Source organism: Calothrix anomala FACHB-343 (assembly GCF_014696435.1).
Classification (GTDB): Bacteria; Cyanobacteriota; Cyanobacteriia; order Cyanobacteriales; family Nostocaceae; genus Aulosira; species Aulosira anomala_A.
The window spans coordinates 56,066-69,253 of the sequence record NZ_JACJQG010000023.1; the positions used below are offsets into that span (position 1 = coordinate 56,066).

Consider the following 13,188-nt stretch of genomic DNA (forward strand, 5'->3'; position numbering starts at 1 on the left):
GCAGTGCCCAACTTACTAATGAATAGTTTGCTTATTTGTGAAATTACTCTTTCTGATCCATAGTAAATATTCAAACATAAAACAAAAATCCTATAGATAAATCTAGAGGATTTAAAAAAATAATCGTAACTATTGAATATTAACTATGGGTTATATTCTCAATCAAAATTGAGAAATCTATTTAGCAGCTTACCATTGGGAGGACTGGAGTTGAAAATTTTTAAATGTCACTTCCACAGACATGGGTACTAATTGTACTGCACAAGCTTTTAACTCTGGTTGTAATGAATCTGGGCAAGATTCTGGATGAGTCAGGGCGTTAGCTTCCGCCTCGTTTGCCCAAAGTGCGCCCCAATGCATAGGGACAAATACGGTACCAGGGGCGATCGCTTTTGTGACTTTAGCAGGAAATTTGGCTTTACCGCGACGCGATCGCACTTCTAACAATTGGTTATCTGTAATCCCCAACTTTGCTGCATCACGGGGATGAATCTCGATAAACGGATCGGGATGCATTTGGCGAATTTTTCCAATCCGTCCAGTACGGGTTTGCGTGTGCCAATGTCCGTATAGGCGTCCTGTAGTCAGTACAAAAGGATAATTGGGATCTGGTGGTTCCGCTAATCCCCGTGAGTGATACGCGCCAAACCGCGCCCTGCCATCAGGGGTATGAAAGCGGAGATTTGTGTAGAGGCGCTTTCTTTCATGTCTCGGAGTTTCTGCTGCTTCTGGATGAGGCCATTGGGTGGGGCCAAACTCTCGCAATCCTTCATGACTAATACCAGTCATTTCACAAGGGCGATCGCGAGTTAAGCGGACAAATTCTGCATAAACTTCTGCGGAGTTAGCATAGCTAAATTCTTTGATAAAACCTAATCTCCGTCCAATTTCGGCAAAAATTTCCCAATCTGCTTTAGCTTCTCTAGGCGGTTGGCGGAATGCTTGACATAGGGTGACTGTACGCTCGGAATTAGTCATTACCCCAGTTTTTTCACCCCATTGCGCCGCAGGTAACAGAACGTGAGCGTAAGCAGCCGTTTCCGTGGGATAATAGGCATCTTGATAGATAGTGAAGGGCGATCGCAACAATGCCTTTTTAGTCCGTTCTAAATCTGGCATACTCACAGCTGGGTTAGTAGCCGCTATCCACAGCAATCCCACTGAGCCATCTTCTAATCCAGTAATCATATCCCACGCCGTTAAACCGGGATTTGGTGAAATTTGTCCTCGCTTTAAGCCCCAAAAATCCTCAACTTCGGCGCGATGCTGGGGATTTTTCACCAAGCGATAACCGGGTAATAAATGCGCTAAACCGCCAGCTTCCCGTCCCCCCATTGCATTGGGTTGACCGGTCAAAGAAAAAGGCCCGGCTCCCGGCTTACCAATTTGTCCTGTCATCAGATGCAGGTTAATAATTGTCCTTACCTTCGCTGTCCCTTCACTGGATTGATTCACACCCATCGACCACAAAGACAACACCCTCTCGGATTGACTCCAATAACGCGCTGCTGTTTCCAAATCTGCAACGCTAATACCGCAACGATCCGCCACGATATCGGGAGCATAATGACGAATCACCTCTGCATAGGCAGGAAAGTTACTCGTACAGTCGTCAATAAACCCAACATCAATAGCATTCCCACGCATCAATAGGTAAGCAATACCATTTAACAAGTCAATATCTGTACCTGGACGAATAGCTAAATGCAAATCGGCTGCTTCTGCGGTGGGTGTGCGTCGAGGATCGACAACAATCATTTTGACTTTGCGATTTTTCTTGTGATACTTCGCCAAGCGATTGAAAACTATCGGGTGACATTCAGCAGCATTCGTACCAATTAAAAATGCACAGTCGGTTAACTCTAAATCGTCGTAACAACAAGGAGGGCCATCTGCGCCAAAGCTTTGAATGTAGCCAGATACAGCGCTAGACATACATAAACGCGAATTGGCATCAAAATTATTACTACCCAGACATCCCTTCATCAGTTTTTGGGCGATGTAATAATCCTCCGTTTGGAATTGTCCAGAACCGTACATACAGATAGCTTCTGAACCTTGGGTGTAACGCACCGTTTGAATGCGCTTGGTAATGATATCAAACGCTTCATCCCAACTGACGCGCCGAAACTCTTGCTCTAAAGAGTCTCGCACCATTGGGTAATGGAGCCTATTTTTATCTAACGACTCAGCGATAGTTGCACCTTTAACACAAACCATCCCCTGACTAGATGGGTGCGCTTTGTCTCCTCGCACGCGCCAAATTGGAGTTCCTTGACTATCCCGATTAGTCGCTTTTCCTGGTTGCGCTGGGGGCGAAACTTCTAACCCACAGCCAACGCCGCAGTAAGGACAAAGGGTTTTGGTAAATTCACTCATAAGTAGGGGCTAGGGGCTAGGGACTAGGGATTAGGGACTAGGGGCTAGGGATTAGGGATACATAAACAGGTGACAAATCACCCATGCCCAATGCCCCAAAATTACTCTTCAGCTAAAATCTGTGGAGGTGTTGCGATCGTTTCTGATGAGTCGCTTTCATAAGCACCAGCGAAGGAACCTTGAGGTTCTTTGAGGAAGAAGCCACACATAAAGGCGCAAATTAAAGCAGCTATACCCATTGTGGTAAAGAGGGTTGATGCATCGGTGAGGCTGAAAATTGTGAGGTATACTACACCACCAAAATTGCCGTAAGCACCGACGTTACCGGCAATTTGTCCGGTAGCTTCTTTTTTAATTAGAGGTACAATGCCGTAGGTTGCACCACAACCAGCTTGAGCAAAGTAAGCGGCAAACATTGTGACTGCGATCGCTAACGGAATTGGCCAGCTACTACTGATAAAATGTGCCATTAAATAACCGATACCAATACCAGCGCTAATAATTGTCATTGTCCATTTGCGCGAGCCAAATTTATCAGAAATTAAGCCACCACTAGGACGAGAAATTAAATTTAAAAAGGGATATGTTGCAGCAATCATCCCTGCGACTACATGCTCTAAGGCAAAGGTTTTTTCAAAGAACGCTGGGAGCATAGAAACTACTGCTAATTCACTACCAAAGTTAGTTACATAAGTGAATTCAAGTAATGCAACTTGGTTAAAATGATAGCGTTGCAAAGCTGGGTAAGTTTTCTTTCCTATTAGCAATTCTTTGTTAACTTGATAAGCTTTATAGGTTTGGTAAGCGAATAATCCTGCTAAGAGAAACCAAACCAAATACATTTGACTTAAAGTCAAAAAATGAATATTCTTTTGTTCTAAACGCCAAGCTAATAAACCCAAGGCAAATATTAACCCAAAATTGGAGATAATCATTGCCCAGAAGCTTTTAATGCTAGTTACTTCTAAAGCACCATTTTTCTTCGGTTTTTTGTAAACTTTACCAGCCGGCGTATCTTGAACGCTGTTGTAATATATTACGCCGTAGATAGCAGCAACGATACCTGTAAGTGCGATCGCTAAACGCCAGTTAGAAGCACCACCAGCTAAAAAGCTTGTGGCTACAGCAATCATGGGTAAGGCAAATTCTGCACCAAAAGCACCAAAATTACCCCAACCCCCATAAATACCTTGAGCGCTTCCCATCTCTTTGGGTGGGAACCATTCCGCTACCATACGAATACCAACAACGAACCCAGAACCCACAATTCCCATCAGTAAGCGACTGATTACTAATTGATTAAAATCCTGGGATAATGCTGTTGCTAAACAAGGAACAGCCGCGAACATTAATAGTATTGAATAGGTAATTCTGGGGCCAAAACGATCCAGCAACATCCCAATAATTAACCTTGCAGGAATTGTTAAAGCGAGGTTACAAATGCCCAAAGTTTTAATTTGCTCAGGTGCTAAATCTAGTTGCTTACCAATAGTTGTGGCAAAGGGAGCAAAGTTAAACCAACAGACAAAGGTGAGAAAAAAAGCAAACCAAGTCTGATGCAGGATACGATAGCGATCCCTGAATGAAAATAATCCTTTGAGCATTCAAAGTTTCCTCAATTACAAAACTGCATGGAGCAATACAGGGTTAACAATTTAAAATTGACCCCAAGCATAGTCGTAAATTTAAAATTCAAAATTAAAGACAATTAAGTTGGTATTTAAAACCAAAACAATCTGCTACATCTACATCTAGATATAGAGGTCTTTAATTATTGAATTACCCTGTTAAATTCGGATATTTCTGGCTATCTATTGACGCTGGATTTAAAGCTGAAATTATGACTCCCAGACTAGTGAAATATTCGGGAGTACGTAAGATGTTGTTAATACTAAATTATGCTTACTTAGCAGGTTGATTTGTATCTACAATTACAGTTTGTTGGTATTAATGTAAAAATGGCATCAGAGCTATGCGTTAAAAATCATACTTCTACCAATTCTATGTGAGGCTGCTTATTAACGCCCTCAGGCTGTAAGCCTGGGGCTATAATTACATAGACGCGTAGCGGCTTCCCGCAGGGTAGCCTGCCTGCGCAGGCTAGATTTTTCAATACCATTGCCAAAGAATTGTTCTAATTGTGATTATTCATCGTCGTGAGCGTAACGGCGATACAAGAAGTCTAGAGCATAGTTCCGTAAGTTATAGTATTCTGGGTCTTCCATGATGCGGCGACGATTGCGCGGACGAGCGAAGGGAATCTCTAATATTTCCCCAATTTGTGCAGATGGGCCATTTGTCATCATCACAACTCTGTCGGCTAAGAATAGGGCTTCATCTATGTCATGGGTAATCATCAATACGGTGACTTGATGATCGCGCCAGATTTGCAATAGTTCTTCTTGTAATTCTTCTTTGGTGATTGCATCTAATGCGCCAAATGGTTCATCGAGAATCAGAACTTGGGGACGGATGGAGAGAGCGCGCGCGATCGCAACTCGCTGTTTCATTCCCCCAGAAATTTGGCTGGGTTTTTTATCAGCAGCTTCTGTTAACCCTACCATCGCTAAATGTTCTCTGACGATCGCTCTTTTTTCGGCTTGGGTTTTTTTGGGAAATACCGAATCTACCGCTAGGTAAACGTTATCAAAAACGTTTAGCCAAGGTAAAAGGCAATAGTTTTGGAATACCATCATTCTATCGGGGCCTGGTTCGGTGATGGGTTGGTCTTGCAAAAGAACAACGCCATCGGTGGGGGTGTTGAACCCGGATATCATGTTGAGTAAAGTTGATTTACCGCAGCCAGAATGACCAATGATGCAAACAAATTCACCTTCACGAACTTTTAGGTCAATTCCATCTAATACGGTGTAAGGGCCTTCGGGGGTGGGGTAAATTTTGCTGACGCCTTCGATTACAAGAAAGTTTTCGGCTTTCTGTGTTTGTAGGTGGTTGGTTTGGGTTGTGTTGGTGGTTTTTTTGGCTGTTTGCATGGTTATTTATATTTAAGCTAGTTATTGCTATGTAAAATCTCTTTTTTCTCTGCGCCTCTGCGCCTCTGCGGTTCAAAAGAATTTATTAACCGCAGAGACGCAGAGGACACAGAGAGATAAAAAAAACGAACCGCGAAGACGCGAAGTACACGAAGAAAGAAAAGAAGAAGAGAAAGAGAGAATCAGTTTACTCTGTAAAATTGATGCGATAGACCATTGACTATTGACCATTGACCATTGACTAAATAAATACTTCTTCAACACGGATTCGCCGTTTGATTTCCAAGCTGTTGAGGTATTCTAGTGGCTCTGATGGGTTAAAAACTTTACCATCAAATAAATGAATGGGATCGTCTTGACCGATGTCGAGAATGCCAAGATCGCGTGCAGCTGCGCCGAATATGTCTGTGCGGCATACTCGGTCAATTACTTCTACCCAGTTTTTGGGGAAGCTGACTAAACCCCAACGTGCTAACTGAGTTACCATCCATAACAATTCGGTGCGGTTGGGATAATTGGTTTGATTGAGGTAAAACTGGTTGTATCTGGCTAATTCTTGGGGTGCTGTACCGTCACCGCGATCGTAGGGATCGGTAAAACCAGGACGGATGTATGCAGGATTTGTATTTAGGTATTCAGGACGACAGATTAATTCGACAATTTCTTCGCGGTTGCGGAAGTCGTCGCAGTATTTACAAGCTTCTAAGAGGGCTTTGACTAAAGCTAAATAAGTTTCTGGATATTTCTGCGCCCATTCTTCCCGCACTCCCAGAACTTTTTTCGGCTGTCCTGACCAAATTTCTAAGGCGGTAGCGGCGATAAAACCGACATCTTCATGAACAGCACGGTAGTTCCAAGGTTCGCCAGCACAGTAACCGTCAATATTGCCGGCTTTGAGTTGGGAAACCATTTCTGTGGGCGGGATGACTGTCAGGCTAACGTCTGTGTCGGGATCGATTCCCCCGGCTGCTAACCAGTAACGCAGAATTAGGTTCTGCATGGATGTGGGATGGACGATTCCCAAAGTTAAAATTTGGTCGGGAGAAGCGTTAATTGCTGTTTTTAAGTCAGCGAGGGTTCTCACACCTTGGTTATATAATCTTTTGCTGAAGGTGATGGCGTTAGCGTTGCGGGAAAGATTTAGGGCGTTGACTATAGGAATGGACTTTTTACCACCAGCGCCTAAAGTGAGGGCGAGGGGCATACCGGCAACCATTTGGGCTGCGTCTAATCTGCCAGTACCTACACCTTTGGCTATGTCTTTCCAACTAGTTTCGCGGCTGAGGGTGATTTGTTCTAAGCCGTACTGGGCAAAGAAACCTTTTTCTTGAGCCACGATTAAGGGTGCAGCATCGGTGAGGGGTAGAAAGCCGATGTCTAGATTTACCTTTTCTAAGCCGTTGCGGGAGATGATGACGGGTGCTTGAGTTTGTGCAGCTTGGCGTTTTTTTGCTTGTTTTTGCTGATTGAGGAAGTAAATCATTTCGTTCCGCAGATTGTAATAGCTGGGATGATTTACGACTTCTAAACGCTGGCGGGGGCGGGGGATGGGGACTTCGAGAATTTGGCCGATGTGGGCTTCCGGGCCATTAGTGAGCATAACGATGCGATCGCTCAACAATAGCGCTTCATCAACATCATGTGTCACCATCACGCAGGTAACGTTGTGTTCGTTGCAGATTTTCATCAGTTGTTGTTGCAAACTACCTCTTGTCAGCGCATCTAACGCCCCAAAGGGTTCATCTAGCAATAACAACTTGGGACGGGTAGCCAAAGCACGCGCGATCGCAACTCGTTGTTTCATCCCTCCAGATAATTCGCTGGGGCGTTTATTCGCGGCGAGGCGCAGCCCCACCATGTCGATATGTTCTTCAACAATACCCCGTCTTTCACCTTTGGGCTGATCCTTATAAACTTCATCCACTGCTAGGGCGATGTTTTCCCGTACCGTTAACCAGGGAAGCAGGGAGTAATTTTGAAATACTACCATCCTGTCTGGGCTGGGTTCTCTAACTTCTCGCCCTTCCAACGTTACGCCGCCAATACTGGCTTGATCTAAACCTGCAATGATATTTAGCAAGGTAGATTTACCACAACCAGAATGCCCAATGAGTGAAACAAACTCACCTTGTTTAATTTTCAACTCAATATTTTTCAGGGCAATATATTTACTGCCATTGGGTAAATCAAACACGCGATCGACATGATCGACTTCTACAAAAGTAGTCATTGTTATTAGTCCTTAGTCATTCGTCATTGGTCATTTGTCAAGAATCAAGAGTCAATAATCTACTTTTGACTCTTGACTTTGGACTATTGACTACTTCTGCTCTGCAACAACTTTGCTAGCAATAAAACCTACTAATCTATCTAACATTAAGCCCACTAAACCAACGTAGATAAGGGCTAAGATAATTTCACTTAAATTGGTCTCTGTCGTTGTGTTATAGGCATCCCAAATAAATGAGCCAATCCCGACGCCACCAACTAACATTTCTGCCGCGACAATTGCTAACCAAGATAAACCAATTCCGATACGTAAACCTGTGAAGATATAGGGAACAGTAGCGGGGAAAACTATTTTCCAGAAGTACTTAAAACCTTTGAGGCGTAAAACTCTAGCGACATTTACGTAGTCTTGGGGAATTTGTTGGACGCCGACTGTAGTGTTAATAATAATCGGCCAAATTGAGGTAATAAAAATGACGAAAATTGCTGAAGGATTAGCTTGCTGAAATGCTGCTAGGGAGATAGGTAACCAAGCTAGGGGCGGTACAGTACGCAATACTTGAAACAGGGGATCGACAGCATTAAATAGTAATGGATTAGCACCGATGACAATTCCTAAACTAATACCAACAATTGCTGCTAGAGAAAATCCTAAACCGACTCTACCTAAACTATTGAGGATTTGCCAACCTAAACCTTTATCACTTTCACCATTATCAAAAAATGGCTGAATAATAAACGGATTCCAAGTTTCTTTTATTGTTTCAATTGGGCCTGGTAACTTAAAGCTAGGATTTAAACAAAGTAGCTGCCAAATCACCAGAAAAACTGCTAGCGCTGCTATTGGTGGCGCAATTTTTCGCCAGAATAATTTACTAATAGCTTTTTGGGACTTTTTTTTGCTAATCCGAATGCCCGCAATAGCTGTCATTTTTCTTTTCTCCTGTGTAATTTTAGTTGATTCAACAAACAGCGATCACAGTTATAATTAAACTTTCTTAATCTTCAAACTATTGAGATATTCTTCTGGTTTCTCTGGGTCAAATTTCACACCATCAAAGAAAGTCTCAACTCCCCGCGAACTACTAGTAGGAATTTCCGCCGCAGGTACATTAATTGCTTGGGCAGCTTTTTTCCATAAGTCTTCTCTATTGACTTGATCGACAATTTCTTTGACTTTGGTATCTTTTGGCAAATAGCCCCAGCGAATATCTTCTGTTAAAAACCAAGTATCGTGACTCTTATAAGGATAGGAAGCATTATCAGCCCAGAATTTCATGCTATTGGCGAAGTTTTTCTCTGTACGTCCATCACCGTAGTCAATATTACCTTTAGACCTTTCTAAAATATCTGCTGCGGCAACATTAAAGTATTTGCGATCGGCACAGATTTTGCACATTTCCTCTTTATTTTCTGCTTTATCACACCATTGTTGTGCTTCTAAAACTGCCATTAATAATGCTTGTGCGGCGTTAGGATTTTTATCAACCCAATCTTTGCGCATAGCGAAGGCTTTTTCTGGATGATCTTTCCATAATTCGCCTGTAACTAAAGCTGTGTAACCTAACTTTTGGCTTACCAATTGAGCATTCCAAGGTTCGCCTACACAAAAAGCATCAACTGTACCAACTTTCATATTGGCTACCATTTGTGGTGGTGGTACAGGTTCCAAAACTACATCTTGATCGGGGTTAATTCCGCCAGCAGCTAACCAATAGCGCATCCATAAATCGTGGGTTCCACCAGGAAATGTTATCGCCATTTTCATGGATTTTTTATCAGCTTTAGCTTTTTCCGCAGCCTCTTTTAAAGCTTTACTTTCTAAGCCGACTTTAAAATCTTTCAATTTATTAGCAACAGAAATAGCTTGCCCGTTAGTATTTAACCGTGCCAATAAATACATGGGCACTTTATCATTAATTGTCATCAAGTAAGGCATGGGGCTGAGGATATGCGCTCCATCGATACCATCACCTGAAGAACCGATTTTTAAGTTATCGCGGGTGACAGGCCAAGATTTTTGCTTAATGACTTCAACATCAGTCATACCGTATTTAGCAAAGAAGCCCTTTTCTTTAGCAATAATCAGAGGTGCGGCGTCTGTCAGGGGGATAAATCCTAACTTGGCTTTGGTTGTTTCAACTTTAGGTGCATTAGCCGAGGTAGAAACATTAGCTGCTGGCGCTGCTGAGGGAGATTGTTCACCTGTTGTAGTGGAATCACTAGAAGAACAACCATGAGCCAAGATAGAAGCCGCAGCCGCAGCTGTGGAAGCGAAAATAAATTTTCTACGCGAGAGATTAGTCATTGGTTAGTTGTTAGTGGTAATGGGCATGGGGCATTGGGCATTGGGCAAAAGTCAAATAAAATTCTTAATTTTGAATTTTGAATTTTGAATTTTGAATTGTTTGTCCCCCTTGTCCTTGTCTAATGGGTAACTAAGGCTTCTGCTTTGAGCTTTGCGCCGAAATGCTGGATGAGTAAATCTTGTAATACTGGCTGTAAGTCTTCGCAGGGTATACCTTTGGTAACGCATGTTCCCAAATGGGCATCTTTGCCGACTTTACCGCCCATGTAGATGTCAACCCCTTCTAAGGTTTTGCCGTTTTTACGGGTTTTTGTTCCCATTAAGCCGATATCGGCTACTTGTGGTTGTCCGCAGGAATTAGGGCAGCCAGTCCAGTGAATGCGGACGGGGCGGGTGAGAATTAACTCGGATTCCAAGGCTTGAATGGTGGCTAAGGCGCGGTTTTTGGTTTCTATCAGGGCAAAGTTGCAAAATTGTGCGCCTGTGCAAGAAACTAGCGATCGCGTTAATAACCCTGGATTAATGGCAAATCTTTCTAGTAGTGGTTCAGTTAAAAATGTTGCTAACCGCGAATCCGGAATGTTGGGAATAATTACGTTCTGTTCTACTGTCAACCGGATTTCCCCATTGCCGTAAACTGAGGCTAAACGGGCAATTTCAAACATATCCCCAGCGTAAAACCGTCCTACAGGAATATGTAAACCTACGTAATTTAACCCTGGTTGCTTTTGTTTGTATACACCAACATGATCGCGTTTTTCCCAGTCGATTTCATCTTTTGGTGCTGCGGGTAAAAATGCTTTCCCTAGACGGTGTTCGACTTCCAAGCGGAATTTATCTAAACCCCACTCGTCAATTAACCACATTAGCCGCGCTTTTTGGCGATTAGCACGGAAGCCGTTGTCACGAAATACTTCTACGATCGCTCTACATACCGCAACTACATCTGTAGGTGCAACCCAAGCATTTAAGGGAAGGGCTGCTTCACAACGCTTGGCTGAGAAAAATCCGCCTACTAGGATATTAAAGCCTAATATACCTTCTTTAAACGCAGGAACGAAAGCTAAATCGTTAATTTCGGCATGGACAGAGTTATCTCTTCCACCTGTAATGGCAATATTAAACTTACGGGGAAGATTGGTAAACTCTGGATTGCCTTGACCTTTGTTGGTCAGCATATCCTGAATTTGTTGCACCAATTCCCGCGTATCAAACAATTCATCCGCATCTAATCCCGCTACCGGATCGCCTGTGATGTTGCGGATGTTATCCATCCCTGATTGAATGCTGGTTAAACCAACGGCGTGCATTTTATTGAAGATTTCGGGTAAGTCTTCAATTCTGATACCCCGTAATTGGATATTCTGGCGGGTGGTAATATCAGCACTACCATCGTCACCGTAACGCTGCACTACTTCTGCTAACACCTGCATTTGATCGCTGGTGAGAATACCGTTGGGTATCCGCATCCGCATCATAAATTTACCAGGGGTGACTGGGCGAAAAAATACACCCACCCACTTCAGGCGATGATCGCGATCTGTTTCATCCATTGCTTCCCAGCCAAGGTTAGCAAATTTTTCTATCTCACCTTTGACGGTAAGTCCATCTTTTTCAGCCTTGAATTTCTCGAACTTATTGAGGCTGGCTGTAGTGCTAGTTGCTGTGTCTGTCATGAGCTGACTCTCATTGCAAGTTTTGAATCCCGGACAACCAAAGCGAGTTTTTGCCTATCATGAACTAACCCGTAGTTTGACCATTCCTCTGTCTACTAGGGCAAAAGCAGTGATAATCTATATTTAGGTATTTGGTGCGGAAATGATTGCTTCAGGAAAAATGTTTCCGTGTATTCATTGGGTAGTTGTGTAAGGAATGTTCGGGTACTGAAAGTGTAACGATTTACATACTATTAAGGTTAAGGGTGGATTTTCGCTAAAATCGTATAAATCGCTACGAAAATTTAAAGTAATTGCCAAAAATGTAATCGTCAGATGCATTTTCTGCATAATATAATCGCTGATGGAAAGCGATCGCTATTCCGCCAAACTTCAAAATTCTTAAAAGTAACATTTCTCATGAAACGTCGTGATTTCATTAATTGGGTAGGTTTAGGTTTACTAGCGAGTTCTTTACCTGTAGCCATCGCCGCTTGTTCTGAGCAAACAGCCACACCAGAAGCAAAATCTACAGGCGATAGTGGTTGGCAAAAAGTAGGCTCTGTAGCAGAATTAGACAAAAGCGGTCAGTTATTGGCGAAAGACTCTCCAGTTGGTGCTGTCTTAGTAATTGGTAAATCGCAAGCAGCCAATTTGATTGCTGTAAACCCTAACTGCACTCATAAAGGTTGTCCGGTGACATGGAATGAAGCCGGGAAAAAATTTACCTGTCCTTGTCATGACTCAGAATTTGCCGCAGATGGTAAAGTTCTGAAAGGCCCGGCTGATAAATCACTAAAAACCTATACTGCTAAGATTGAAGGTGATTCGGTGGTGGTGAAGTCATAGGATTAACTTCTACTATTTTAGGACTTACGCAGAAGCATGAAAAAACGAACCACTTACGGCGTTCGCGCAGCGTCTCGTAGAGAAGCCGTTCCCGCAGGCTAGAACGCAAAGAACACGTAGACACGAAGTGGCTTCCCGAAGGGTAGTAAAAAGGGTTTGGGAGAGTTATCGCGTAAGTCCAATATTTGTATCCAAGAAATACTGAGTAATTGTGTTGATACGACATCATCTTTTGTAGTGACTTATTCAAAAACAAAAAAATGCTAGAAATAACCAAAAATTACGTCATGGATGAAAATCAGCAACCTATTGCTGTACAAATTCCTATTGCTGACTTTGAAAAAATTGAAGAAATATTAGAAAACTACGGCTTGGTAAAGCTAATGGCAGAGTCGGAAGATGATGAACGCCTTTCTAAAGATGAAGCAGTTAAATATTACCAATATTTGAAAAATAAGAATGTGGAAAGTTGAATATACTAAAAGGTTTTTAAAAGATTTGGTGGATTTACCAGAAGATGTTTGAGCAAGGATAGAACCAATTGTCTTTCAAGAACTAGAGTCAGAAAATCCCTTTGAATTAGGTTATTTGCAAAAAATGCAGGGATACGATGATAAATATAAGATTCGCGTAGGCAATTACAGAATAGGTATTACTGTTGATAAAGAAACACAAACATTAATTTGCCAACGAGTCGCACATCGTAAAGATATTTATAGGATTTTTCCTTAATCTGGGGTGCATCCCAGTTTTTCAAACGCCCGCAGGCTGGAAG

At 42.6% G+C, this 13,188-nt stretch carries 10 protein-coding genes; 3 read left to right on the forward strand and 7 right to left on the reverse strand.

Annotated elements, in window-relative coordinates:
• Positions 1-189: 189 nt before the first annotated feature.
• The 7 genes from H6G08_RS15020 to H6G08_RS15050 form a co-directional block, all read right to left on the reverse strand.
• Complete coding sequence (locus H6G08_RS15020) at positions 190-2,379, reverse strand: molybdopterin oxidoreductase family protein (RefSeq protein ID WP_190543893.1); 2,190 nt, start codon at positions 2,377-2,379, stop codon at positions 190-192.
• A gap of 101 nt (positions 2,380-2,480) precedes the next feature.
• Positions 2,481-3,983 (reverse strand): NarK family nitrate/nitrite MFS transporter, encoded by a 1,503-nt coding sequence (locus H6G08_RS15025; RefSeq protein WP_190543895.1) that lies wholly within the window; start codon positions 3,981-3,983, stop codon positions 2,481-2,483.
• A 540-nt stretch (positions 3,984-4,523) separates the two neighbouring features.
• Positions 4,524-5,372: a nitrate ABC transporter ATP-binding protein gene (locus tag H6G08_RS15030; RefSeq protein ID WP_190543898.1), complete on the reverse strand. Its 849-nt coding sequence runs from the start codon at positions 5,370-5,372 to the stop codon at positions 4,524-4,526.
• A gap of 241 nt (positions 5,373-5,613) precedes the next feature.
• Positions 5,614-7,602, reverse strand: coding sequence for an ABC transporter ATP-binding/substrate-binding protein (locus tag H6G08_RS15035; protein ID WP_190543902.1), 1,989 nt, complete (start codon positions 7,600-7,602; stop codon positions 5,614-5,616).
• A gap of 90 nt (positions 7,603-7,692) precedes the next feature.
• A complete protein-coding gene (gene ntrB, locus H6G08_RS15040; protein WP_190543905.1) occupies positions 7,693-8,532 on the reverse strand; it encodes a nitrate ABC transporter permease in 840 nt (279 codons plus the stop codon).
• Positions 8,533-8,589: 57 nt separating this feature from the next.
• Positions 8,590-9,909, reverse strand: a complete 1,320-nt coding sequence (locus H6G08_RS15045) for a CmpA/NrtA family ABC transporter substrate-binding protein (RefSeq protein ID WP_190543908.1) — start codon at positions 9,907-9,909, stop codon at positions 8,590-8,592.
• Between the two features lie 119 nt (positions 9,910-10,028).
• Entirely contained in the window at positions 10,029-11,585 is a 1,557-nt protein-coding gene (locus H6G08_RS15050; protein ID WP_190543911.1) for a ferredoxin--nitrite reductase, read from the reverse strand.
• Between the two features lie 399 nt (positions 11,586-11,984).
• On the opposite strand from H6G08_RS15050, the gene H6G08_RS15055 reads away from it, so the two are divergent.
• From H6G08_RS15055 to H6G08_RS38700, 3 genes are all read left to right on the forward strand, one after another.
• Positions 11,985-12,413 carry a QcrA and Rieske domain-containing protein gene (locus H6G08_RS15055; RefSeq protein WP_190543914.1) on the forward strand — a complete coding sequence of 143 codons (429 nt, stop codon included), beginning with the start codon at positions 11,985-11,987 and terminating at the stop codon, positions 12,411-12,413.
• Positions 12,414-12,673: 260 nt separating this feature from the next.
• On the forward strand, positions 12,674-12,886 hold the full coding sequence (locus tag H6G08_RS15060) for a RelB antitoxin-like protein (protein ID WP_096644422.1): 213 nt from the start codon (positions 12,674-12,676) through the stop codon (positions 12,884-12,886).
• 67 nt (positions 12,887-12,953) lie between these two features.
• A complete protein-coding gene (locus H6G08_RS38700; protein ID WP_339381695.1) occupies positions 12,954-13,145 on the forward strand; it encodes a type II toxin-antitoxin system RelE family toxin in 192 nt (63 codons plus the stop codon).
• Positions 13,146-13,188 lie beyond the last annotated feature (43 nt).